This is a genomic window from Nonomuraea sp. NPDC049709 (genome assembly GCF_040674815.1).
GTDB lineage: Bacteria > Actinomycetota > Actinomycetes > Streptosporangiales > Streptosporangiaceae > Nonomuraea.
Map to the genome: position 1 here is coordinate 1 of NZ_JBFANM010000078.1, position 24472 is coordinate 24472.

The following is a 24472-nucleotide window of genomic DNA, read 5'->3' on the forward strand; positions in this document are numbered from 1 at the left end:
CAGCAGCGTCCGCGCCGCCTCGTCGGCCGTCCAGCCGGGCGCGTCGGGCAGCGGCGCCCGTCCGGTACGCCGTCCGGCGGCGGCGAACGCCCGGCCCACCGTCCCGGGCTGCTCGGCGGCGGCCACGAGCGCGCCGTCCAGCCACGCCCAGTGCGCCGTGCCCCGGAGCGCGGCCCGCAGGCCCTCGGTCGACATCACACACCCCCACCTTCGACAGCACCCGGTCCGGACCGCTCACCCTCACGGGCGGAAGCAGGCACCCCGGCCTGGCGCACGGACGCCCGCTCACCCTCACGGGCGGAAGCATGCACCTCAGGCGGGCGCTGGGACGCCCGCTCGTCCCCGCAGGCGGAAGCGGGTGCCTCTGCCGGGTGCAGGGATACCTGCTCGGCGTGGCGGAGGAAGGCCAGTGAGCGGGCGGCCACGTCGGGGGCGGCGTGCGAGTGGCGCGGCAGCTCGACGGCCACCAGGCCCCGGTAGCCGGAGGCGGCCAGCGCCCGCAGCACGGGCGGGAAGTCGATCTCCCCTTCCCCGAACTCGAGGTGCTCGTGCGTCCCCCGGCGCATGTCGTCGATCTGCACGTTGACCAGGTGCTCGGCGACGGCTGTGACGCAGTCGGGCACCGGCTCGGGCTCGTTGCACCGGCAATGGCCGATGTCCAGCGTGAGGCCGAACCCGTCCGGCCCGCCGAGTGCCCGGCGCAGCGCGTGCCAGCCGGCGATCGTGTCGACGAGCATCCCGGGCTCGGGCTCGAACCCGAGCGGCAGGCCGCGGGCCCCCTCCAGGACCCGCGCGCACCCCTCCACCAGCCGGTCCCAGGCCAGTTCGGGACGCACGTGGGCGGGACGTACCCCCGACCAGAACGACACCGCCTCGGCCCCCAGGTCGGCGCCGATGGCGGCGGCCCGGTGCAGGAAGTCGATCCGCTTGTCGCGGTCGTCGTCGAGCAGGGTGGGGGCGTGCTTGCGGCGCGGGTCGAGCAGGTAGCGGGCGCCGGTCTCGACCACCACGGCCAGGCCGAGCGTACGCAGGCGGTCGGCCACCTTGGCCACCCGCTGCCCCAGCCCGTCGGCGTAGGGGTCGAGGTGGTGGTGGTCGAGCGTGAGGGCCACTCCGGTGTACCCGAGATCGGCGATCACGTCGAGGGCGTCGGGGAGGCGGTGGTTGGCGAAGCCGTTGGTGCCGTAGCCGAATCGGATCATGTCGGGGACAGCTTTCTGGCCAGGCGGCGGGCCAGCGGGACCACCGCGGCGAGGGCGAGACCGATACGGGGCGCGCCGGCCCGTGCGACCAGGGCGCCCTGGAGTGCGGGCAGGCTGACGATCCCGGCCGTGACGGCGGCGCGCACCCGGGCCGCCGAGGGATCGGCGACGGCACGGGCTTGCGGGGACCCGAACTGCGCGGCGTACCAGCCGGCGAGCCCGGCCTGCGCGACAGCGCCGGCCACGGGCCGCCCGGTGGCGGGAAGGGGGCTCGGGCCGGACGGGTGACGGGCTGCGGGGAGTGGTCCCGAGCCGGACGAGCGGCGGGTGGCCGGGAGGGAGGTCGGGGGAAGGGGGCGGGGGGCGGCGGTGGTGGCCAGGGCGAGGGTGGCGGCCAGGGTGGCGGCGGGGCGGAGGCGGCTGGTGCCGGACGTCTCGCCACGGGACAGGTCGGTCAGGAGGTAGGTGTGGGCGGAGACGGTGACGGCGGAGGGCAGCGCGGCGGCGAGGTGACGGCCGGGGGTGGCGCCCAGCAGCACGTCGAGGCCCCGGCAGGCGGCCATCGCGAGGGGTCCGGCGGAGGTGTTCTTGGCGACCAGGTCGTACGTCCAGACGGCCGCCGCCAGCGGTACGGCGACCGCCAGCGCGCGGCGACCCCCGGTGAGCCCCGCCATGGCGACGCCCGCGACGGTGAGCCCGGCGGCCAGGGCCAGGGCGGTGCTCGGCGGCACCCGGCCCGACGGGATGGGACGCTCGGGCCGCTCGACGGCGTCCAGGTGCCGGTCGGCCCAGTCGTTGGCGGCCATCCCCGCCCAGTACAGGCAGACCGAGGAGCAGGCCAGGCCGAGCGTGCGCCCGCCGAGCGCCCGCCCGGCCGCGGCCCCCGCCACCACGTCGCCCGGGACCGACAGCGCGGCCGGCGCCCGGACGAGCTCCAGCAGGTCCCGCAGGGCCGTCATCGGCACTCCCCTCTCAACAGGACCTCCCACGCCGGCGCGCTCGGGGCCCCGCGACCAGCACAGCACCGGCCGGGACCGTGCCGGCCGAAACAGTGCCGGCCCGACGCCACGCCGTCCCTCGCCACCGGCCCCGGCGCACGGGTCCAGCCGTGCCGGGCCGTTGCCGCGTCTTTCCACTTCCCCGCGAGACGTTCTGCCACGCTCGGGCTGCCACGCCCGGGCCGGTGCCCGCGGCGCGGCGGGCACCGGGGTCACGGCGGGCACCGGGGTCACGGCGGAGCGGTGTCACGGCGCCTGACGTCACCGGGCCTGACGTCACCGGGCCTGACGTCACCGGGCCTGACGTCACCGGGCCCGGCGGCACGGCGGATGGCGTCATGACGCCTGACGGCACGGCGGATGGCGGAGTCACGGCGGACCGCCGGGTCACGGTGTGGCCTCGGGGCCGAGAGTGGTGACAAGGTCGTGCAGGGCCTGCCACTGCTCGGCCAGCCCGTGCGGGACCTCTCCGAGGGGGTCCTTGAAGAAGAAGGCCAGCTCCGTCAGCGGCCCGGCCCGTCCGGCGCGGTGGGCGGCGGCGGTGAGCCGGGCCAGGTCGAGGATCAGCGGCGCGGCCAGTGCCGAGTCGCACCCGTGCCAGGTGAACTCCATCCGCATGCCGGTCCCGAGGAAGCCCTCGAACGTGACGAGGTCCCAGGCGGTCTTGAAGTCGCCGAGGTCCTCCAGGTAGTCGATGCGCGTCTCTCCCTGCGGCGTGTAGCCGAGCGTCTCGGCCAGCACGCGCTGCTTGCTGGCCGCCTTGGCCGCGTTCGCGCCCGGTTGGGCGAGGTTGGCACCGTCGCCGCCGCCCAGCAGGTTGACGCCGGACCAGGTGCGGACCTTCAGGTTGCGCTGGGCGAACATCGGGGCGAGCACCGACTTGACGAGGGTCTCGCCGGTCTTGCCGTCGCGGCCGGCGTACGGCAGGCCGCGCTCGCGGGCGAGCGCGTCGAGCGCGGGCAGGCGGGCGCCCGTCGAGGGGGTGAAGTCGACGTACGGGCAACCGGCGAGCAGGGCGGCGTACGCGGCCAGCGCGCTGGGCGGCAGGATGGCCTCCGGGCCGGCCAGCGCGGCGCGCAGCGCGTCGAGGTCGTCGTGGGCGGGGTGCGGCGGCGGGACGGGTTCGGTGGTCGAGACGTTGATGACGACGACGCGGTCCAGGTCGTGCACGCGGCGGAAGCGGTCGAGGTCGGCGCCGATGGCCTGGGCCGCCTCGGCCTGGGTGGGCGCGGTGGGCACCGGCCGTACGCGCTGGTCGACGGCGAGGAGCTCCCTCCGCACGGCCAGGACGAGGGGGGACGGCACGACCCCCGCCTCGGCCAGCTCGGCGGCCTTCTTGTCCAGCGGGACGGAGGTGATGTCGTGGCCGCCGAAGACCAGGTCGCCGATGCCGGGCCGGATCCGGTCGCGCAACCCGGGCGACTCCAGGACGCATCCGGTGGGCGCGGCCAGGCCCGCCCGTATGGCGAGCGCTCCGACCATGCTGGTGACGGCGACCGAGCCGCGTGCCCCGATCAGCCATGCTCCGGTTCTCATGGGGTCTCCTCCGCGCGCTGGCCGGCGCACCGGCCGGTGAAACGCCTGATCGGCCTCGTCACACATCCTCCACAGAGGTCAGGCGGCTCCCGCGAACCGCGCGCTCGTCCCCGACCGCGGTCCGGCACGCGCAGCACCCGCGAGCCGTCGCCGGAGAGGCGGCTCGGGTGCCGGTGCCGGTGGCGATCGCTTCCAGGAAGCCTTCCCCTCGCGGGTGAAGGTCTGCTCGTGGCCGAGGCGGTGCCCCGGCAGCCACCGGACGTCGAGGTGAACATGAGACGTAAGACGTTTGTGATGATCGGACTCAGAGACCAGGATCCGCTGGAAACCGCCGCCGTTCAAGAAGGAGCCGAATCTTGTTCACGTTCTGCGGGCGGGTTTTGTGCGGAGGTCAGCCCTTCAGGCCGCCGCTGAGCAGGTCGAGCCGCCAGAACCGCTGCAGGAACAGCAGCAGCGCGATGAGCGGGATCACCGACACGGCCGCGCCGACGATGGCGATGCCGTACAGGGCGGGCTCCGAGGAGCCCTTGGACAGCAGGGTGTACAGGCCCACGGTGATCGGGAACTTGGACTCGTCCGACAACATGATGTACGGCAGCAGGAAGTTGTTCCACGTGCCCACGAACTGCAGCATGAAGATCGTCACCATGCCGGGGAGCATCATGCGCAGCCCGATCGCGCCCAGGATGCGATATTCGCTCGCGCCGTCGATCCTGGCCGCCTCCAGCGTGGCGTCGGGCACGGAGGCGGTGGCGTACACGCGGGCCAGGTAGATGCCGAACGGCGAGATGAGGCCCGGCAGCAGGACCGACCAGTAGCCGCCGACCAGGCCGGTCTCCGACATGATCAGATACTGCGGGATCGCCAGCGTCATGCCGGGCAGGAGCACGCCGGCCAGGATCGCGTAGAACAGCACGGTCCGGCCGCGGAAGTCGTACTTGGCCATGGCGTACCCGGCCAGCGTCGAGATCAGGGTCGAGGCCGCGGAGCCGGCGCCCGCGTACAGGGCGCTGTTGGCGGCCCAGAGCAGGAACTGGCCGTCGCCGTAGGCGAACAGGTCGCGCAGGTTGTCCAGCAGGGCCGTGCCGGGGGCGAACGTGAACGTGGAGAACAGCTCCGTGCTCGACTTGGTCGCGGCCACCACCACCCAGGCGACCGGCACCAGGCAGTAGAAGGCCCCGGCGAGCAGGACGAGGGTGGGCAGGATCCTGGCCCGGTGGTGCGGGAGCGCGTGGGCTCTCATTGCATGCCTCCGAACGCCCGCCGCTGGGTGATCCGCAGCAGCACGACCGAGACGACGAGGGTGCCCACGGCCAGGACGACCGAGGCGGCCGAGGCGAGCGGCAGGTCGTCGCGGAGGAAGGCGTCGCGGTAGATCTGCATGAGCGGCACCCAGGACTGGGAGATCTCCGTGGTCATCGGCTTCAGCGTGGTCGGCTCGCCGTACACCTGCAGCGTGCCGATGAGCGCGAACAGGCCGGTGAGCACGAGCGCGGGCGCCACCAGCGGGATCTTGACGTGCCAGGCGATCCGCCACTCGGAGGCGCCGTCGATGCGGGCGGCGTCGGACAGCTCGGCCGGGATGCCGCGCAGCGACGTGTAGATGATGATCATGTTGAAGCCCACGCCGCCCCAGACCGCGATATTGGCCAGCGACGGGTAGATGCCGCCCCCGTCGAGGAACGGGATCCCGCCGAGCCCCAGTTCGCGGGTCAGGTAGCTGAAGGGGCTGGTGGAGGGCAGGTACATGAAGCCCCACAGGAGCGAGGCCGTCACCCCGGGGATGGCGTACGGCAGGAAGATCGCCGTACGCGAGAACCGGCGGGCGCGCGACCCGGCGTGGTCGAGGAGCAGCGCGAACAGCAGCGCCGCCCCGAGCGTCAGCGGCACGCTGATCAGCCCGTACAGCGCGAGCCGGCCGAAGCCGGCCAGGAACTCGGGGTCGGTCAGCGTCCTGGCGTAGTTGTCGAGCCCGACGAAGACCTCCTCGCGCGTGCCGAAGATGCCCTTGCCGGTCAGCCGCAGGCCGCGCGCGCTGAGGTAGACCGCGTAGCCGATGGGGACCGCCAGGAAGGCCACGAACAGCAGCACGGCGGGGGCGACGAACAGGTACGGCGCCCGCGACCCGCGGGCGCCGGCCTGCGTGCTCATGGGCCCGCGACCTTGAAGCCCGTGGCCTTCATGTCGTCCACCACGGTCTGCTGCGTCTTCTTCAGCGCCTCGGCCAGCGGGGTCTTGTCGCGGACGGCGGCGGCCGCGGCGTCCTGGAACGCGCTCTGGGCGGTGCTGACGTTGGGACCCCAGCTGATGTGCGGGATCGTGCTCTGGGCGGCCTTGGCCGCGATCTCCCAGTAGTCCTTCTGGTTCGCCACCAGCTTGGGCGGCGGGCTGCTGCTGGTGGCCTGCTGGCCGGCCAGCGACGCCGGGTACTCGCCCTCGGCGATCTGGATGTCGTAGGCCGCCTTGTCGGTGTTCATCCACTTGGCGAACGTGGCGGCGGCCTGGGCGTGCTGGGAGTTCTTGGTGACGGCGATGGCGCTGCCGCCCTGGAAGGCCACCCGGCTGTCGCCCTTGGTCCACTGCGGCAGGGGCGCGATGGCCCAGTCGCCGGCCTGTTTCTCCGCGATCCCGTAGAGCACGCCCGGGGCCCACAGAGCGCTCGGCCAGCTGAGGATCTTGCCCTTGTTGAGCTGGTTGTTCCACTCGGGGGTGAGCAGCGGCTCCGCCTTGACCAGGTCCTTGTCGATGAGCCCCTGCCAGAAGCCGGCCACCTCCAGGGAGGGCACGTCGGCGATGCCGACCGTCCACGTCATGTCCTGGATCTTCCACCAGGACGCGCCGGCCTGCTGGGCGAGCCCGGCGAAGTTGCCGAACTCGGCGGGGGCGAAGGTGGCGAGGTAGGCCTCGGGGTCCTTCTCGCGCACGTCCGCGGCCACCTTGGCGAAGTCCTCCCAGGTGGCGGGCGGCTCGATCTTCAGCTCGTCGAAGCGCTTCCTGTTGTAGACCATCACCATCGGCCCGACGTCCTGCGGGATGCCGTAGACGGCGCCGTCGAAGCTGGTGAGCGTCCACACCTCCGGGCTGAAGGCGTCCTTGACGTCGGCGGTGTGGGCGGAGATGTCGGCCAGCGCCCCGGCGACGATCATGGCGGGCAGCGTCTGGTACTCCAGGCACGCGGTGTCGGGAGCGTTGCCCGCCCGGCCGGCCGTGAGCAGCTTGGCCGCGGTGTCCGTGCCGCCGCCGGCGTCGGTGAGCCGTACCTGGATGTTCGGATGGGCCTTGTTGAACGCCTCGACCTTGAGCTTCTGGCCCGCGCTCCAGCACCAGTGCTGGAGCGTGACCGGCCCGGTCTCGGCCGCCTGCGTGGCCGTGCTCCCGGCGCCGCCGTTCGTGCCCGACGAGCAGGCGGCCAGCAGAACGGCCAGGCCGAGTGCCGCGATCGGGCCGGAGACTCCCTTGATACGCATCCGCGTCCCCTTCCGTGCAAAGCAAAAGTTGGCTTTGCAAGAAAGCCAACCTAGGGAAAAGTGAGTTCTATGTCACTACTTGTGCAGAGATTTCAGGAGTGTTATGTGCGGCTACGGTTACAGGGCGGACATGTTAGCTTTGCGGCGAAACCAATCTGGGAGGGGTGGCGTTGATGGCGGTCGGGGCCCGAAGATGGGTCGGCATGTGGGACGCCCTTCCCGACGCCGCGCGCTCCATCGTCAAGGAGCTGATCATCCACGGCCCCCAGTCCAGGACCGCGCTGTCCAGGACCCTGCACCTGTCGACCGGCAGCCTGACCCGGCTGACCAAGCCCATGGTCGACGCCGGGCTGCTGGTCGAGGGCGACGTGGTGCACGACCCGGTCAACGGCCGCCCGACCCGCCCGCTCGACGTGGCCGCCGGCGAGCACCGCTTCCTCGGCCTCAAGCTGACCGCCGACCGCGTGTACGCCGTCGTCACCGACCTGCGCGCCGAGATCGTCGCGGCCCGCGACGAGCCCATCGGCGACCACAGCCCGAGCGCCGTGTGCGACCAGGCCAAGCGGCTGCTCGACGAGCTGTCGGGCGGGGCCGGCGCGCTCGTCGGCGCCGGCGTCACGGTCGGCGGCAACGCCCGCGCCTCCGCGCAGGTGGGCGGCGAGCGGCTGGTCGACGCGCCCTACCTGGGCTGGTGGCAGGTGGAGCTCAAGCCGCTGATGGAGCGCGCGCTCGGCGTCCCGTGCGTGGTCAAGAACGACGTGGCGGCGCTGGCCCACCAGCACCACTGGTTCGGGCCGGGCCGCGGGTTGCGCGACTTCGCGCTGGTCACGATCGGCGCGGGGATCGGTTACGCCCTCATCGTGCACGACCACCTGGTGGCCGCGACCGAGGCCGACCTGGGCATGTTCGGCCACCTGGTGCTGCAGCCCGGCGGCCCGATGTGCCCGGAGGGTCACCGCGGGTGCGCCGCCGCCTACCTGTCCGGCTGGTCCGTGGAGGCCACCGCGGGGCATGCGCTGCGGCGTACGGTGACGTACGACGAGGTCATGCGGCTGGCCACGGAGGGGGACCGGGTGTGCCTCGGCGTGGTCCGCGAGGCCGCGCAGGCGCTCGGCCGCCTCATCGGGCACGTCGCCACGATCTCGATGGTCAAGACGGTGATCCTGGCGGGCGAGGGCGTGGAGCTGGCCCGCATCGCCAAGGACGACCTCGCCCGGGCCCTCACCGAGAACCGGCGCGACGTGCCCGGCTCGGTGGACGTGGTGATCGAGGCCGACGACTTCCGCGAGTGGGCCAGGGGCGGCGCGGTGGTCGCCATCCAGAGTTTCGTGACCGGCAGCGACTGAGGAGGACCTCTCACATGAAGCGGAGACCGGGCGTATGAAGATCACCGAGGTCGAGGTGCTGGTCACCTGCCCCGGCCGGAACTTCGTCACCCTGCGCATCCGTACCGACGAGGGCGTGTACGGCCTCGGCGACGCCACCCTCAACGGCCGCGAGCTGGCCGTCGCCTCCTACCTGCGCGACCACGTGGCCCCGTGCCTGATCGGCCGCAACCCGTTCCAGATCGAGGACATCTGGCAGTTCCTCTACCGCGGCGCCTACTGGCGGCGCGGCCCCGTCACGATGACCGCGATCGGCGCCGTGGACATGGCGCTGTGGGACATCAAGGGCAAGGCCCTCGGCGTGCCGGTCTACGAGTTGCTCGGCGGCGCGAGCCGGACCGGCGTGCTGGTGTACGGGCACGCCAACGGCGCCACGGCCGGGGAGGCGGCGGAGGCGGTCGGGCGCTATCTCGACCTGGGTTACAAGGCCGTCCGCGTGCAGGCCGGGGTGCCCGGGCTGACCGGGACGTACGGCGTGGGCCGGGGCGAGCTGTTCTACGAGCCCGCCGAGGCCGGCCTGCCCGTCGAGGACCTCTGGAGCACGGAGAAATACCTGGCCACGGTGCCGTCGTTGTTCGCCCGCGTCCGCGAGGAGTACGGCGACGAGGTCCACCTGCTGCACGACGCCCACCACCGGCTCACGCCGATCCAGGCGGGCCGGCTGGGCCGGGACCTGGAGCCGTACCGGCTGTTCTGGCTCGAGGACGTCGCCCCCGCCGAGCAGCAGGAGGCCTTCCGGCTGATCCGCGGGCACACCACCACGCCGCTCGCGGTCGGGGAGATCTTCAGCACCATCCACGACGCCACCCTGCTGCTGCGCGAATATCTCATCGACTACCTGCGCATGACCGTGGTGCACGGGGGCGGCATCACCCACCTGCGCACCGCCGCGGCCTACGCGGACGTGCACCAGGTGCGCACCGGCTGCCACGGGGCCACCGACCTCTCCCCCGTGGCGATGGCCGCCGCGCTGCACTTCGATCTGTCGATCCCGAATTTCGGCATCCAGGAGTACATGCGGCACACCGCGGAGACGGATGAGGTGTTCCCGCATTCTTACGCCTTTTCCGGTGGTTATCTGCATCCGGGTGACACGCCCGGACTGGGCGTGGACTATCGCGACGATCTCGCCGGGCGTTTCCCGTATCAGCGGGCGTACCTGCCGGTCAGCCGCCTGGAGGACGGGACGATGTTCAACTGGTGATCAGCCGGTGGCCCGGGTGCGGGCCAGGAGGAGGGCGATGTCGTCCTCGGCCTGCGTGTCGCCCACGATGGTGCTGATCACGGAGGAGCACAGGCTCTCCAGCGGGGACGCGCCCTGCGCCAGCGCGGCGGCGAGGCGCTCCATGCCCGCTTCCAGGTCCGCCTCGCGGGTCTCGATCAGGCCGTCCGTGTAGAGGGCGATCACGGTCCCGGGATCGAGCTCGAGGTCGATGGACTTGAAGGAGCTCAGGCCCAGGCCGATCGGGGTGCCGCTGGGCAGGCACGGGTAGGTCACGCCGCCGCCGGGGTGCAGGAGCGCCGGCGGCGGGTGGCCGGCCGTGGCCATGGTGCACCTGCGGGTGGCCGGGTCGTAGACCGCGTACAGGCAGGTGGCGCCGGTGGCGCCGAGCGGGAGACCGTCGGCTCCGGCGTCCTCCTCCGCCAGGCGCACGACCAAGTCGTCGAGGTTGGCGAGCAGCTCGTCGGGCGGCAGGCCCAGGTACGCCAGGGTACGTACGGCGGTGCGCAGGCGCCCCATCGTCGCGGCGGCGTTGATGCCGTGCCCGGTCACGTCGCCGACGACCAGGGCGACCCGGGCCCCCGGCAGCGGGATCACGTCGAACCAGTCGCCGCCGACGCCGACGCCCACGCCGGAGGGCAGGTAGCGGGAGGCCACCTCGACCGCGTCGCCACCGCGCAGGTTGCGCGGCAGCAGGTCACGTTGCAGCGCCAGCGCGGCGGTGCGCTCGCGGGTGTACCGGCGCGCGTTGTCCAGGCTCAGCGCGGCGCGGGCGGCCAGCTCTTCGGCCAGGATCAGGTCGTCGCGCATGAACCGCGCCGCGTTGTCGTGACGGACGAACACGGCGACGCCCAGGATGTCGCCCCGCGCCTGCAGCGGGACGATGATCAGGCTGTGCATCCCGGTGGCGTGGATGACCCTCGCCCGATCCGGGTCCTGGTCGAGCCAGGTGCCGGGCGAGGTGTCGAGGACGGGCTCGAAATGGGACCGGCCGGAGACCAGGACCTTGGTGAAGGGCGACAACGGCGGGACGAAGACCGCCTGCCCGAGCGGCCACAGGGATTCGGGGGTCCCGCCGTGGACCGAGGCCACCCCCGCCCGCCGGAACACGGGGATGCTCTCCTCCGTGGACGCCAGCCGCTGCAGGGGCTCGCCGCCGGGGACGACCGACTCGGCGAGATCGACGGTGACGTAGTCGGCGAGCACCGGCACGGCCAGATCCGCCAGCTCCTGCGCGGTCTTCTCGACGTCGAGCGTGGTGCCGATCCGGATGCTCGCCTCGCGGAGCAGTGCCAGCCGGTCGCGGGCCCGGCTGTGGCTGATGTCCAGCGCGAGCGAGCACACGCCCAGCGGCCGGTCGTCCGCGCCTTCCAGGCGGAAGAGCGAGGTCGACAACGTACGCTCCTCTCGGCCGTCCGCCGAGGTCCAGCGCGCCTCACGGTCGATCATGGGCTCGCCGTCGGAGAGCACCCTCCGCATCGCCTCCTTGGCGGCCCGGGTGTCCACCCCTGGGATGTGCTCGGTCAGCGATCGGCCGAGCCGGTAATGGGGGAAGACGTCGCTGAGGCGCTCAGCCTCCGCGTTCAGCCAGACGCAGCGCAGGTCGAGGTCCCACATGGCCATGGCCACGGGGAAGCGGCTGATGAGCGACTCCAGCAGGGTGCCCGTCCCGCCCGACAGGTCCGCGACCACCGGCGTGGCCGACACGAGCCAGACGTCCTTCCCCGGCGCGGTGGCGAGCCGGGACCCCTCGACGCGCACGACGACCCTGTGGCCGTCGCGGTGGCGGATCTCGGCCACCCCGGACCAGTGCTCCCGGGCGGCCAGCCGCCGGACCGCGTCCTCCCGGTCCGCCTGCGGGAGCAGGGTCGTGGCGGGGCGGTCGAGGATGTCCTGGGCGCGGTACCCGGAGAGCTCTTCGGCGGCCCGCGTCCAGCCGATCACGGTGCCCTCGGGGTCGATCAGGACGACTGCCGGTATCGCCTCCTCCGCGGGTGTGGCCATGTCACCTTCCATCCGCGTCTCGACAATCCCCTACTTCAGGCCAGAATAATGCTGTTGACCTGGGTTGATTCGTGCTTGACCAAGCCTTGCCACGACATATGCCCACAACCTCCCCGCCCCGCTTCGACCGCACCCCGGTCCGCCGGCGCCCCCGCCTCGGGGCCGGGAGGGGACCGCCTCGGGGCCGGGAGGGAGCCGGCTCGGGGTCGGGAGGGGGCCGGCGGACGGCCGCCCCGTGAAGGCAGCCGCCGCCCACCATGCGCCGCCCACCATGCGCCGACAGACAGGGCCGGCAGACAGGGCCGGCTCCGGCGCTACGCGGCGATGTGCTCCGGGCGGGCGCCCATGCCGATGAAGCGGCCCATGAGGTGCCGCAGCGGCGGCAGCGTCCGGAACGCGGTGAAGATCGGCGGCACGTGCTGTGTCGTGTCGTCGCCCAGGTCCTTGGGGTAGAGGCCGCGCAGGATCCTGAGCTGGAACGCCTGCGTCACCCTCGCGGCGCGCTCCCGGCGCGACTGCACCCGGGCCAGGTCGGCTTCCCCGGGGACGCCGCCCCCGGCGAGTAAGGGGCCCAGGAGGTTGGCGGTGGCCACCGCGTCCTGCACCGCCAGGTTGATGCCCACGCCGCCCGCGGGCGACATGGCGTGGGCGGCGTCACCGATGCACAGCAGTCCTGGCCGATGCCACCGGGGCAGCCGGTCCACCCGGACGGTCAGGTGGTGCACCGCCTCCCAGTCGAGCTGGTGGACGCGGTCGCGCAGGGCGGGCGCCAGGCCGGCCACCCGCTCCCGGAACGCCGCCAGCCCGGCGGTCTTGAGCTCGCCGAAGGCGGCCGCCGGGATCGCATAGGCGATCTGCCAGTAGTCGCCGCGGTCGATGGAGATCAAGGCCCCCTTGCCGCCCTGGAAGAAGGGCACCCGATCCGCTGCCCTGCGGGGCAGGTGGAACCACAGCACGTCCATGGGCGGCGAGTCGCTCACGGGAGCCAGGTCCGCCCGCGCCCGTACGGTGGAGTGGCGGCCGTCCGCCCCGATCACCAGATCCGCCCGCACCTCCACGGGGCCGTCCCCGGTGTCGGCCAGGACGCCGGTCACCCGCCCGCGCTCGGTGCGGAGCTCCGTCACCCGGGCGCTGCGCAGGAGGCGGAATGAGGGGAAGGCCGCGGCCTTGCCGGCCAGGAAGTCCAGCACGTCCCACTGCGGCATGAAGGCGATGTAGGGGCAGCGCACCCGCAACCGGCTGAAGTCGGCGAAGGTGACGTCCTTGCCACCCATGTTGACCGAGACCTCGGGCATCCTGGTGTGCGGGAGGCCGAGGAACTCCTCGATCCACCCCAGCTCGGCGATCACCTCCAGCGTGGAGGGGTGGACGGTGTCGCCGCGGAAGTCCCTGAGGAAGTCCGCGTGCTTCTCCAGCACGATCACCTCCACGCCCTGGCGGGCCAGCAGCAGCCCGGCCATCATCCCCGCCGGCCCTCCGCCTACGACACAGCACTGTGCGCGCATCTCATCCTTCTTCCGGAAACAGCAGCCCGACCAGGGCGGCGACGTCGATGGGGGTGCCCAGCCGCCGGTTGACGGCCACGGTGGCGAACAGGGTCCTGGCCGCCGTGGCGGTGTCGTGCGCGCGAAGCTCGCCGGCGGCGACCCGCTCGGCCAGGAAGTCGCCGATCAGCCGCTGGCCCTCGCTCACCAGCGTCGCCAGCGGCGCGCGGGCTTGGGCGGCGCTGAAGAACACCGCCATCAGGTCGGCGTGGCCGGCCAGCAGCCGATCGAACGCCTCCAGCAGCTCGGTCAGCACGACGGTGGCCGGGCGGCTGTCGAGAGCGTCGGCCCGCAACTCCCGCAGCCGGGGCAGGAAGCCCCGCTCCGACAGGAGCGTCGCCACCATCGCCTCCTTGCTGTCGAAGTAGCGATACAGCAGGCCGGGGGTCACGCCGGCCGCCTGCGCCACGTCCTTCACCGTGGCGCCGTCCACGCCCTTGGCGGCGAACACCTTCAGGGCCGCGTCCAGCAGTTGCTCGCGGCGCCACACCGCCTGCTCGTTTCGTGTCCTGGCCATCGCCCCGTCCACATTGAATAAACGTTTATTCAACGTAGCATACCGGGCCTTCCCGTCCCGCGGTCAGGTGGCGCCGGGTCAGCCGAGGGCGTGGTCGAGGTTGAAGGCGGCGCTGATGAGCGCCAGGTGGGTGATGGCCTGCGGGAAGTTGCCGAGCTGCTCCCCCGTGTGCCCGATCTCCTCCGCGTACAGCCCGAGGTGGTTGGCGTAGGTCAGCATCTTCTCGAACGCCAGGCGGGCCTCGTCGACGCGGCCGGCGCGGGCCAGCGCCTCGACGTACCAGAACGAGCAGATCGAGAACGTGCCTTCGGGACCCTCCAGCCCGTCGGGGCTGACCTCCGGGTCGTAGCGGTACACCAGCGAGTCCGAGACCAGCCCGAGGCCGAGCGCGTCGAGGGTGGACAGCCACTTGGGATCGGTGGGCGAGACGAACTTGGCCAGCGGCATCATCAGGATGGACGCGTCCAGCACGTCCTCGTCGAAGTGCTGGACGAACGCCCCGGCCCGCTCCGACCACCCCTGCCGCATGATGTCGCGGTAGATCGTGTCCCGGTTGGCGCGCCAGCGGGGGATGTCGGCGGGCAGGCCGCGCTGGGCGGCCATGCGCATGGCGCGCTCGATGGCGACCCAGCACATCAGCCGCGAGTAGACGAAGTTCTTGCGCCCGCCGCGCGTCTCCCAGATGCCCTCGTCGGGCTGGTCCCAGTTGTCGCAGACCCAGTTGACCAGCGTGCACACCTGGTCCCAGCGGTCGCTGGAGATGGGGTCGCCCCACTTGTTGTAGAGGTAGACGGAGTCGATGAGGGCGCCGTAGATGTCGAGCTGGAGCTGGCCGGCGGCGGCGTTCCCGATGCGTACGGGGGCGGAGGCCCGGTAGCCCTCCAGGTGGTTCAGCTCGTGCTCGGGCAGGTCGCAGCGGCCGTCGATGCCGTACATGATCTGCAGCGGCCCGTTGGGGCCGTCGCCGCTGAGCGGGACGTGCCTGGACAGGAAGCCCATGAACGCGTCGGCCTCCTCGGTGAAGCCGAGCCTGAGCAGGGCGTAGACGCAGAACGCGGCGTCGCGTATCCACACGTACCGGTAGTCCCAGTTGCGCCCGCCGGCGATCCGCTCGGGCAGGCTCGTCGTGGGGGCGGCGACGATGCCGCCGGTCGGGGCGTACGTGAGCAGCTTCAGCGTCAGGGCCGAGCGGTGGACGACCTCCCGCCAGCGGCCCCGGTAACGGGAGGCGGACAGCCACCGGCGCCAGTACCGCACGGTGGCGACGAACTCCCGCTCCGCCTCCTCCATCGGGCAGCCGCGCGGCGTGATCCCCAAGCCGACCCGGTCGAGGGCGAACACCGCGTGCTCGCCCTCCTTGAGCTCGAACGCGCTCCAGACGTCCCGCCCGTCGGTCTCGACCGGCACGCTGGCCGACAGGGCCAGCGCCAGGGACGGCGACTGGAAGGTCGTACGAGATCCGTCCCGGTGGACGGTGTGCTCCTGCCTGGCGTAGTCGAAGCGGGGCGCCACCCGGGCGCGGAACGGGAGCGTGCCGCGGACGCAGGAGACGCGCCGGATCAGCCGGTGCCGGTCGGCCTCGCGCGAGTCGTCCGCGATAGGCATGAAGTCCTGGATCTCGCCCACCCCGTCGTCGGCGAAGAAGCGGGTGATCAGGACGTTGGTGTCGGGGAAGTAGAACTGCTTGGTCGTCGCCGGGGTGTCGGCGGCCAGCTCGAACGACCCGCCCCGGTCGGCGTCCAGGATCGAGGCGAACACGCTGGGGGCGTCGAAGGACGGGCAGCAGTACCAGTCGATGGTGCCGTTGGTGCCCACGAGCGCGACGGTGCGCAGGTCGCCGATGAGCCCGTGCTCCCCGATCGGCAGGTAACGGGTGTCTGCCTGCATGTCCCCAACGTATGCAGGCGGGCGGCACGATGGGCTCCGCCGCTCGTCAAGGGATTCCCATTCCTTGACGTTTCACCCTTCATGCCTGCCCTGGTGAGTGCCCAGAAACCTACAAAAAACGCTCTGGCCGATCAGCCGCAACAAAGCATGCTCAGACTCCCCCCAACAAGATCATGGAGGTGGGTGTTGGGGTACAGCAGACGCGACTTCCTGTCCGCCGTCGGCGTGTCCGGCGGGGCAGGGGCGCTCTTCGCGACCATGGGCGCGCTCGGGCTCGCACCGTCGGCCGAGGCGGCCGCGAAGGGCGCCTTCGACCCGCCGCAGCCGTCCGACTTCTCACTCACCGGGCGGTCCGCCAGGAAGGTGGTGATCCTCGGGGCGGGGATGGCCGGGCTGGCGACGGCGTACGAGCTGGGCAAGGCGGGCTACGACTGCACGATCCTGGAGGCCCTGGACCGGATCGGCGGGCGCAACTGGACCATCCGCGGCGGCGACCGGGTGACCGAGTTGGACGGCTCCACGCAGGTGGCGCGCTTCCGCGACGGCGTCTACCTGAACGCGGGCCCGGCGCGATTAGCGCAGTGGATGGTCACCGTGGACTACTGCCGCGAGCTCGGCGTGGACCTGGAGGTGTTCACCAACGCCAACGCCCAGGCCTACATCTACCACCAGGGCATGACGGCCCCGGTCCGCTGGCGCACGGCCAAGGCCGACGTGTACGGCTACGTCGCGGAGCTGCTGTCGCGGGCCACCGACGCGGGCGCGCTGGACGCGGCGCTGACCGCCCAGGACAAGGAGCGGCTGATCGCCTTCCTGTCGGGGTTCGGGGCGGTGGGCAACCGGGCGAGCGGCTTCAGGTACGGCGGGACCTCGCGGCGCGGCTACAGCGTGGACCCCGGCGCGGGCGAGCAGGCCGGCACGGTGCTCGGGCCGGTGCCGTCGCTGTCGGAGGTGCTGGCCAGCGGCGTCGGGCAGCGGTTCTCGTTCGAGCTCGGCTATGACCAGGCGATGCTGATGTTCCAGCCGGTCGGCGGCATGGACGCGATCCCGAAGGCGCTGGCCGCGAGGATCGGCCGGCAGCGGATCCTGCTGCGCTCCGAGGTCACCGGCATCACCGACCTGGCGGACGGGGTGGAGGTGGAGTACCGCGACCGGCACGGGCGCACCCGGAAGGTCAGGGCCGACCTGTGCGTCGCGGCGATGCCACCGCACCTCCTCGCCAGGACGCCGCACAACCTGGGCGCGGAGGTCCAGGCCGCCCTGGCGACCCCGACGGTCTCCAGCGCGGGGAAGATCGGGCTGGAGTACCGGCGCCGGTGGTGGGAGGTCGACGAGGGCATCTACGGCGGCATCACCAGCACCGACCTCGACCTGGCCGGCATCTGGTACCCCTCCTACGGGTACGGCGGGCCGCGCGGCCTGGTCGTCGGCTACTACAACTTCGGTGCCCAGGCCGACGCCTACGCCGCGCTCGACCACGCCGGCCGGGAGCGGCGCGCGGTCGGGCAGGGCATGCTGATCCACGGCGCGAAGTACCGCGACGAGCTGGCCTCGTCGGTGTCCGTCGCCTGGCGGAAGCAGCCGCACATCGAGGGCGCGTGGGTGGGCTGGCCGTCGCGCCAGGGCGCCTACCAGTTGCTCAACCGGCCGGCCGGGCACGTGTACTTCGCCGGCGACTGGCTGAGCCACATGATCGCCTGGCAGTCGGGCGCCCTGGAGTCGGCCCGCAAGGTCGTCACCGAGCTGCACCAGCGCGTCCTGAGCAGCGGCTGAGCGTCGCGCAGGGTCAGCTGCGGCGCGGGCGTACCCGCCGTGCTGGCGGTGGCCGGTGACGGGCCGTTGCGGCGTCCGCTCGAAAGGCGCGCGGCGGGGTACCGGTGGTCGCGCCGGCCGCCGGGGGGCCGCTCGACCTCGTCCAGCCCAAGTCACCCGCGGGACGACCCGCCCGGGCTACGGGCGACCGTGGCCTGGGCAGGTCGCGGACGCCTCCCTGTGGGCGCCCGGCGGGGCAGGCCCGGGCGCCGGTCGCCGAGCGCGCCTGGCCGGCGTTGTGCGAGGAGTTGCTCGCCCACTACCGCGACGTGCTGGAGGTGCCGATGCCCGTGGCCGGATCCCCGGGGGCGGTCAGCGTAGATGGCACAGCTCCACGGGACCCTCCGCCCCCGTGCACGGCCTGAACCCCGACTCCGTCAGCCGCACCCGCGCCAGGCTGTGGCCGCGGACGAACTCCAGGAAGTTCGCGGCCGCCGAGCCCGGCCGCGGCCGGGCCCTCAGGTAGAGGTACTCCACCGTCCAGAACGGGTAGCCGGACTCCACGGCGGTGGCGGCGTCGAACGCCTTGCCGTCGAGGGTCAGCGCCGTGATGCTGCCCGCCCGGCGGGCCTCGGCCACCGATGCCGCGTCGGCGTACCCGATCGCGCCCGGGATCGTGCTGATCTTCTCCAGGACCTCCGCGTTGTCGTCGCGCTCGCAGCGGATCACGGGCGCGTCCGGGTTGCGGTCCTTCTCCAGGCACTCCTCGGAGGAGAGCACGTTCTCGCCGGTGCCGAGCACCCTCTCCTCGAACAGTTGCCGGGTGCCGGAGTCCTGGCCGCGGCCGACGATCCTGATGGGCAGCGACGGGCCCTCGCCGCGGACCTGCCTCCAGTCGGTCCAGGCGCCGCTGTTGATCTTCTGGAGGTCCTCGACGCCCAGCGTGGTCAGCCCGACCTCGCTGTTGACCACCACGAAGTAGACGACGATCGCCAGCCGTTCCCCGTACAGCCGGTCGTGATAGCGGCTCTTGCCGTCCGACAGCGCGATGCGCCCGTCCGCCCGGGCCGCGTCGGCGTTCAGCAGGCCGCGCACGCCGCTCAGCGAGCCGGTCGCCCGAGTGGCGATCTTGGTGTCGTCCCCGCACACCCGCGTGTACTCGGCGGCGACCGCCTGCATGGTCGACATCAGCACGCTCGACCCCTCCACGCTCAGCTCCCCGGTCGCGCACGCGACCGAGCTGTCGACCGGGCGGGCGAGCTGGCTGAGCACCAGGACCAGGGTGAGCAGCACGACGAGCGTGGCGCTGACGCGCGGCAGGGTGAGGCGGCGGGCCTTGCTCTCGTCCTGGATCAGGCCGGCGTCCTTGAGCTTGCCGGCGTGCTCGACGACCTTGGTGATGTCGTCCACCCCGCCGGGGCCGGCCTCGCGCAGGACGACGACGAGCTTGGCCTTCTGCCCGCGTTTGAGGGTGAGCCGGTCCAGCCGGACGCCGTGCCAGTTCGGCTCGGCGACCTCCTGGTTCTGGGCGCCGCCGACCCAGCGCGCCATGCGGTCGGACAGGCGCTGGCGTACGGTGAGCAGGTTGTCGCGGGCGGGCTTGTCCTCGTCGGGGAAGAAGCGCAGCGAGTCCCGTAACCGCTGGCGCAGCTCGGGAGTGCTGGCGTCGGAGACCCGGGCGTTCCACACGACGCGCCCGCCGAACGTGAACGACAGCGCCTTGTCGAAGTCGTCGGGGTCGATGTCGTAGCTGCCGCTGTTGCGGATGCGGATCACCACGATGCTCATCCGGTCGAGCAGCCGGACGACCCGGCTCAGCTGCGGCGGTCCCGCCTCGGCCGGGTCCGCCCCGTCGAGCCGCTCGGGGCCGACGCCGATCTTGGAGTTGTACAGGACGCGGAACGTGAGGCGCTTGCGGCGTACGACGAGCCGGTCGACGAAGGGCGCGGCCACCAGCAGCGCGATCCCGAACAGCACGGGACCCACGCCGCCGAGGAAGTTCACCAGCCGGCCCAGCGGCTCCAGCACGACCACCCACGCCCCCTTGGGTCAAGCTGCCTCAATTCTCGTGGCCGGCCGGCTTATGGGGCGCGTGTTGCCAGGTGTTCACGAAGAATTACGGGTCAGTAAATATCGGCATACGCTCCCTGGCCTGGCGGGCCAGGGGAACCACGGCGGGCCCGGCGGCCGGCTCGCCATCCGGACGTTTGGCGATCTCCTGCGGGGAAAGCTCCAAAAGGGCCAACGGACTCCTCCTGGCCCCCGGCGGCGAGACGATGATGACTTTCGAGTTCGAACTGCGCTGTCCCATCACGGCCGACCTCGGCCTGATGAGGGACCTGGTGCGCATCCACGGTCACCACTGCGGCCTGCCCCGCGGGCGGCTGGAGGACCTGGTGCTGGCCGTGAACGAGGCCGTCACCAACGTGCTCGACCACGGCGGCGGGTCGGGCACCCTCACCGCCCGCACCGCCGCCGGCCAGATCGTCGTGGAGATCCTCGACGTCGGGGGCCGCCTGACCCGCGACCACCTCGCCTCGGCGCGCGTCGACCCGGCCGGGTCCCATGGGTACGGCCTGTGGGTGATCCAGCACCTGTGCGACGAGGTCGCGCTCGAACAGACCGGCCACGGCTCCCTGCTCACCCTGCGCGTCCGCCACCACCCCGCCGTGCCCCACCGGCCCGATCATCGGCCCGACCAGCACGTCCGGAGCGACCACCACCCCGCACAACCGGTCGGCGTGCCATAGCCGATGGCCGATCGTGCGCGATGGCCCCACCCGCCTTGATCGCGGGGATAGTTTCGAGACATGCGTGAATCAGGTACCGGCCCCGGCCCCATCACCCCTGACGGATCCCCTGTCGAGTTCTACAGCCTGCTGGCCGCCGGCGACGAGCCCGAGATCGTCGCCCAGGTGACCCCGCCCGGAGGCTCCGTCCTGGAGCTCGGCGCCGGCGTCGGACGGGTGACGCATCCGCTGCTCGACCGCGGTTTCGCGGTGGTGGCCGTGGACGAGTCACCCGAGATGCTCGCCCGGGTGCGCGGCACCCGCACCGTGCTCGCCCGCGTCCAGGACCTGCGGCTCGACCGGCGCTTCGACACCGTCATGCTGGCCTCCCAGCTCGTGAACACCGTGCACGACGCCACCCGGCAGGCCCTGCTGGCGACCTGCGCGCGGCACGTCAAGCCCGCCGGCGCGGTGCTGATCCAGTGGATGCCCGCCGACGCGCACGACCGGTGGCACCCGGGCATGGGGCGCGACGACGGCGACATCACGATCACGATGGCGGCCGTCGAGGAGGTGTCGCCGGGGATCTACGAAGCGACCATGCGCTACACGTACGGCGGCGACAAGGTGTGGACGCAGTCGTTCTCCTCCAAGCGGCTCACCGACGACGACCTCGCCGCTGAACTGGCCGCCGAGGGGCTGCGCCTGGACCGCTTCCTCACCGAGGACCGCAGCTGGGTGGTGGCTCTCCCGCTCTGACCCGTGGTCAGGGGCGAGGGGCCGGCCGGAGGACGGCCTCCAGGTCGTCGAGGGCGGCCAGGCTCTCGGCGAGCCTGTCACGCTCGGCGTCGGAGAGGGTGAGCGCGCGGGCTCGGGCGATGGCGTCGCCGGCGGCAGCGGAGTCGTCGGCGCGGAGGGCGAGTTCGGCACGGTAGGCCAGCGCCTCGAGTAGCTCGGCGGGCGTCGCGGTGTCCCGGTCGCGCTCCAGGGCCGCGTCCAGGATCTGGGCCGCCCGTACGTGCTTGCCGTGGGAGTCGCCCATCACGACCGCCCTGTCCAGGGTCGTGGTGAGCCTGCCGGGGGCCTCCTCCTCGGGCGCGGGCCTGGCGGACGTGATCCTGATCCAGTTCCCGCCGGGGTCGATGACGGCGAATCCGGAATGGCCGTCGGCGTTCTTGCGCCTGCGGGGCCGGGTCATCCGGGGGATCCCCGAGATCAGGAGCCTGCCGTGGACCGCGCGCATGCCCGCCGCGAACGCCTCGAAGAGCTCCTTGGTGTCGGGCACGATGACCAGGCAGCTCCCGTAGGAGTCCTCGGGGTCGAAGCCCGGCATGCCGAAGAAGTGCAGCTGGAGGTCCTCGCGTTCGAGGGCCACGTACGGGTTCGGGCGGACCTGGTGGTAGGTCCGGGTGAACCCGAGCATGGTGTAGAAATCTTCGATCTCGTCGATGGACCGGCAGGGAAGGAGCGGCACGGTGATCTCATTGGCCATGGGTTCCTCCATCGGGTTGCGTGGATGCGGGGTCCTCGCCGGCCATGGTGAACGCGCCCTCCTCCAGGCGGCGGATCAGCCGGTGGGTCCATCGGGCGCCGGTCTCGGCGGTGGTCAGCCACAGGGACAGGACCTCGCCCACCGGCCCCCAGGTGTCCAGATCGGTGTCCGCCGGTAGGTGCGAGGTGATGCTCGCACGCCACTCGCGCATCGCGCGGGCCCGCTCGCGCAGCATCTCCAGGGCGTGCTCCCGGGGAAGGTCCTCGATCAGGCCGACGGCGGCGCCCAGCACGTCGAGGCCCGGGTCGTGGTCGGCGAGGGCCCGGCCCAGCAGGGTGAAGTATTCCTGCTCGCCCTTGCCGGTCAGCTCGTACTCGATCCGCGGCGGCCCCCCGGCCTCCGAGCGGACCGTCTCGTGCGTCACCAGCAGGCCCTGGGCGGCCATGCTCTTGAGCGCGTGGTAAACCGAGCCGGACGTGGCGGTGGACCACTCGTGCGCGCCCCACGCCTCCAGATCCGCGCGGACCTGGTAACCGTGTGCGCGTCCGCGCCTGCGCAGCGCTCCCAGGACCAGCAGCCGTACCGACTTCATCGAGCTCCCCAAAGGCGGCTGGCCAAATTTGGCTAGCTTCTCGGAAGCGTACCGCCGATCCTCTCGCTAGCCAAATTTGACTAGCTAGGCCGGGGTGAGCGCCTTTACGATGTAGATCACGCAATGGCGTCGATGTCGGCAAATTACTGGAAAATGCTGGGACTGTTGGTACAGTCGCGCCATGAGTGACCGGCTGGACGATCTCGAGCGGCGGATCGACGAGCTGCGGGCCGGCGTGCGCAAGGCGATGCGCGCCCGGGACGGCGCCACCGCCCGCCTCCTGCGGGCTGAGCTGCGCAGTGCCGAGCGCGCCTGGGACGCCCTCGTGAGCGGCGAGCAGGCCCGGCCCGCGGGCGGGGCCAAGGAGGAGCCGCCGCGCCTGGTCACCGTGCGGGAGCAGGTGCACCAGGGGCTGGGGCTCCTGGGGGCGGCCGCCCAGCCCAGGCTGGTCGTGGCCGTCAGCGAGGCGTTCTTCGGCGGCACGATCCGCAGCAACCAGCTCACCAGCCTGCGCAGGGACGAGGAGCGCTCGTTCCGGTCCTCCCCCCACGGGCGGCCGTACTACCTGTGTGCCGCCCTCACCGACCGCCTCTCCCCCGCCCGGGGCCTGCTCACGCTCAGCACGTGGCCGCTGGAGCGGCGCGTGGTCGGCCCGCTCAGCCCCCGCGTCGACTTCCTGACCTGCGCCATCGCGGTGGCCGAGCAGGAGCTGAGGAACGAGGCGGACAACGAGCGGGGGGCCCGCTTACTGGTCCGCATGGCCAGGAACATCCCGGGCGCCACCGACGGCACGCTCGGCACGCAGGACCCCGGGAGGGTGGTCGAGGCGGCCCGCGCGGAGCTGCGCGTGCACGCCGATCGCGACACGCGGGATCGCGCCGAGCTGGCGGAACGCGCCGCGGCGCAGCTCGGTGACGCCGCGCGCCTGTTCGGCGCCGCTACGCTGAGCACGATCAAGAAGGAGAACGCGAAGTGAGCGGCTTGAAGCGCGAAGGCGACCATGTGCACCGGCTGGAGGCGTTGCGGGGCACCACGCCCCAGCAGCCGCACGACGCCCGCGCCATCGCGGCCCTGGCCGCCAACCCCGGCTGCACCCGCCGCGCCCTCATGGACGGCGCCGGCATCGACAAGGACGCCGCCGCCCGGCACCTGGGGTTCCCCGCGCCGTTCGGCCAGTCGCCGTTCGCGATCACCCGCGGCAACATGTTCGAGGCGCTGGTCAAGGCCGACGGCTGCGCGGAGCTGCTGCGCATGCTGCGCGAGCTGCTCGGCCTGCCGATCGCCGAGGTGTCCTACCACGACGTCGAGAACGTCGGCGCCCACCTGCGCCACGCGCACACCAGGGCGCTGTTCGACCGGGCGGCGGGCGAGGGCCAGGACGCCGGCACGCTCTACGACCATCCGCTGCTCAGCCTGGAGATCGCCGGGCACACCGCCTACCTCGAGCCCGACGTGGTGGCCTTCCAGCTGGGCGGGCGGTTCCACATCGTGGAGATCAAGTCGTTCGCGGTGATCGACGGGCAGGCCGACCCGTCGGCGGTGGCGGCGGCGGCGCGGCAGGCGGCGGTGTACGTGCTGGCGCTGCGCACCCTGCTGGAGGACCTGGGCCACGACCCGCTGAAGGTGTCGCACGACGTGGTGCTGGTCTGCCCGGAGAACTTCGCGAACCGGCCCGTCGCGACCCTGGTCGACGTACGCAAGCAGCTGGCCGTGCTGCGCCGCCAGCTCACCCGGATGACCACGCTCGACCGGCTGCTGGACGGGCTGCCCGAGGACCTCACCTTCGACCTGCGGCCGGACGAGGACGGCCGGCCCACCAGGCCGGTCGCCGACCTGGCCGACGCGGTGCGCAGGACCACGGCCCGCTACGCGCCCGACTGCCTGTCGGCGTGCGACCTGTGCTTCTTCTGCCGCGACGAGGCCCGCCAGGAGGGCGCCTCCGACCTGCTCGGCCGCCAGGTGCGCGACGAGCTCGGCGGCGTCGCCTCCGTGGCGGAGGCGCTGGGCCTGGCCGACGGCGCCCGCGACCCCGCCGAGGGCCAGGAGGAGATCGCCCGGCTGCTCCGCAACGCCGAACGCCTGCGCAGGGAGTGCCTGACGTGACCCCGCCGCCGACCCCCGCCCCGCCGCGGAGACCGATCGACC

The 24472-nt window shown here is 72.5% G+C and carries 21 protein-coding genes; 7 read left to right on the top strand and 14 right to left on the bottom strand.

All coding sequences use genetic code 11. From position 1 onward, the window contains the following. The 7 genes from AB0J69_RS49080 to AB0J69_RS49110 all read right to left on the bottom strand — a co-directional run. On the bottom strand, positions 1 to 198 hold a 198-nt coding region (locus AB0J69_RS49080; RefSeq protein ID WP_364132818.1), incomplete at its 3' end, for a hypothetical protein. Continuing rightward, positions 195 to 1202, bottom strand: coding sequence for a sugar phosphate isomerase/epimerase family protein (locus AB0J69_RS49085; protein ID WP_364132819.1), 1008 nt, complete (start codon positions 1200 to 1202; stop codon positions 195 to 197). The genes AB0J69_RS49080 and AB0J69_RS49085, both read right to left, overlap by 4 nt. Further along, the gene (locus AB0J69_RS49090) at positions 1199 to 2161 is read right to left on the bottom strand and encodes an SCO3242 family prenyltransferase (RefSeq protein WP_364132820.1); all 963 of its coding nucleotides are present in this window, start codon (positions 2159 to 2161) and stop codon (positions 1199 to 1201) included. Before AB0J69_RS49090 ends, AB0J69_RS49085 begins: the two co-directional genes overlap by 4 nt. A gap of 426 nt (positions 2162 to 2587) precedes the next feature. Then, a complete protein-coding gene (locus AB0J69_RS49095) occupies positions 2588 to 3736 on the bottom strand; it encodes an inositol-3-phosphate synthase (RefSeq protein ID WP_364132823.1) in 1149 nt (382 codons plus the stop codon). A 391-nt stretch (positions 3737 to 4127) separates the two neighbouring features. Next, positions 4128 to 4979, bottom strand: coding sequence for a carbohydrate ABC transporter permease (locus AB0J69_RS49100; protein WP_364132825.1), 852 nt, complete (start codon positions 4977 to 4979; stop codon positions 4128 to 4130). After that, on the bottom strand, positions 4976 to 5887 hold the full coding sequence (locus AB0J69_RS49105; RefSeq protein WP_364132827.1) for a sugar ABC transporter permease: 912 nt from the start codon (positions 5885 to 5887) through the stop codon (positions 4976 to 4978). The genes AB0J69_RS49100 and AB0J69_RS49105 overlap by 4 nt, the downstream gene beginning before the upstream one ends. Continuing rightward, positions 5884 to 7203, bottom strand: a complete 1320-nt coding sequence (locus AB0J69_RS49110) for an extracellular solute-binding protein (RefSeq protein ID WP_364132828.1) — start codon at positions 7201 to 7203, stop codon at positions 5884 to 5886. The genes AB0J69_RS49105 and AB0J69_RS49110 overlap by 4 nt, the downstream gene beginning before the upstream one ends. Before the next feature lie 203 nt (positions 7204 to 7406). On the opposite strand from AB0J69_RS49110, the gene AB0J69_RS49115 reads away from it, so the two are divergent. Together AB0J69_RS49115 and manD are read left to right on the top strand one after the other, a co-directional pair. Then, entirely contained in the window at positions 7407 to 8549 is a 1143-nt protein-coding gene (locus AB0J69_RS49115; protein WP_364132830.1) for an ROK family transcriptional regulator, read from the top strand. A 34-nt stretch (positions 8550 to 8583) separates the two neighbouring features. Then, positions 8584 to 9792: a D-mannonate dehydratase ManD gene (manD, locus tag AB0J69_RS49120; protein WP_364132833.1), complete on the top strand. Its 1209-nt coding sequence runs from the start codon at positions 8584 to 8586 to the stop codon at positions 9790 to 9792. Here the strand turns inward: manD and AB0J69_RS49125 are convergent, their stop codons facing one another. From AB0J69_RS49125 to AB0J69_RS49140, 4 genes are all read right to left on the bottom strand, one after another. Further along, positions 9793 to 11814: a SpoIIE family protein phosphatase gene (locus tag AB0J69_RS49125; protein WP_364132837.1), complete on the bottom strand. Its 2022-nt coding sequence runs from the start codon at positions 11812 to 11814 to the stop codon at positions 9793 to 9795. It abuts the gene before it with no gap. A gap of 314 nt (positions 11815 to 12128) precedes the next feature. After that, entirely contained in the window at positions 12129 to 13319 is a 1191-nt protein-coding gene (locus AB0J69_RS49130; RefSeq protein WP_364132839.1) for an FAD-dependent oxidoreductase, read from the bottom strand. 1 nt (position 13320) lies between these two features. Then, entirely contained in the window at positions 13321 to 13875 is a 555-nt protein-coding gene (locus tag AB0J69_RS49135) for a TetR family transcriptional regulator (RefSeq protein ID WP_364132841.1), read from the bottom strand. 78 nt (positions 13876 to 13953) lie between these two features. Further along, positions 13954 to 15762 carry a glycoside hydrolase family 15 protein gene (locus AB0J69_RS49140; protein WP_364132844.1) on the bottom strand — a complete coding sequence of 603 codons (1809 nt, stop codon included), beginning with the start codon at positions 15760 to 15762 and terminating at the stop codon, positions 13954 to 13956. Between the two features lie 183 nt (positions 15763 to 15945). Here AB0J69_RS49140 and AB0J69_RS49145 point away from each other — a divergent pair, with 183 nt between their 5' ends. After that, entirely contained in the window at positions 15946 to 17535 is a 1590-nt protein-coding gene (locus AB0J69_RS49145; RefSeq protein WP_364132846.1) for an FAD-dependent oxidoreductase, read from the top strand. 351 nt (positions 17536 to 17886) lie between these two features. Here AB0J69_RS49145 and AB0J69_RS49150 read toward each other — a convergent pair whose 3' ends face one another. Next, the gene (locus AB0J69_RS49150; RefSeq protein ID WP_364132849.1) at positions 17887 to 19548 is read right to left on the bottom strand and encodes a substrate-binding domain-containing protein; all 1662 of its coding nucleotides are present in this window, start codon (positions 19546 to 19548) and stop codon (positions 17887 to 17889) included. Between the two features lie 242 nt (positions 19549 to 19790). On the opposite strand from AB0J69_RS49150, the gene AB0J69_RS49155 reads away from it, so the two are divergent. Both AB0J69_RS49155 and AB0J69_RS49160 read left to right on the top strand, forming a co-directional pair. Next, on the top strand, positions 19791 to 20264 hold the full coding sequence (locus AB0J69_RS49155; RefSeq protein ID WP_364132853.1) for an ATP-binding protein: 474 nt from the start codon (positions 19791 to 19793) through the stop codon (positions 20262 to 20264). 60 nt (positions 20265 to 20324) lie between these two features. Further along, entirely contained in the window at positions 20325 to 21002 is a 678-nt protein-coding gene (locus tag AB0J69_RS49160; RefSeq protein WP_364132856.1) for a methyltransferase domain-containing protein, read from the top strand. Positions 21003 to 21009: 7 nt separating this feature from the next. Here AB0J69_RS49160 and AB0J69_RS49165 read toward each other — a convergent pair whose 3' ends face one another. Both AB0J69_RS49165 and AB0J69_RS49170 read right to left on the bottom strand, forming a co-directional pair. After that, positions 21010 to 21735, bottom strand: a complete 726-nt coding sequence (locus AB0J69_RS49165; RefSeq protein WP_364132859.1) for a VOC family protein — start codon at positions 21733 to 21735, stop codon at positions 21010 to 21012. Next, the gene (locus AB0J69_RS49170) at positions 21725 to 22327 is read right to left on the bottom strand and encodes a PadR family transcriptional regulator (RefSeq protein WP_364132861.1); all 603 of its coding nucleotides are present in this window, start codon (positions 22325 to 22327) and stop codon (positions 21725 to 21727) included. The genes AB0J69_RS49165 and AB0J69_RS49170 overlap by 11 nt, the downstream gene beginning before the upstream one ends. Before the next feature lie 181 nt (positions 22328 to 22508). On the opposite strand from AB0J69_RS49170, the gene AB0J69_RS49175 reads away from it, so the two are divergent. Both AB0J69_RS49175 and AB0J69_RS49180 read left to right on the top strand, forming a co-directional pair. Next, positions 22509 to 23303 carry a hypothetical protein gene (locus AB0J69_RS49175; RefSeq protein WP_364132864.1) on the top strand — a complete coding sequence of 265 codons (795 nt, stop codon included), beginning with the start codon at positions 22509 to 22511 and terminating at the stop codon, positions 23301 to 23303. Next, entirely contained in the window at positions 23300 to 24430 is a 1131-nt protein-coding gene (locus tag AB0J69_RS49180; RefSeq protein ID WP_364132866.1) for a hypothetical protein, read from the top strand. Before AB0J69_RS49175 ends, AB0J69_RS49180 begins: the two co-directional genes overlap by 4 nt. Positions 24431 to 24472: the final 42 nt, after the last annotated feature.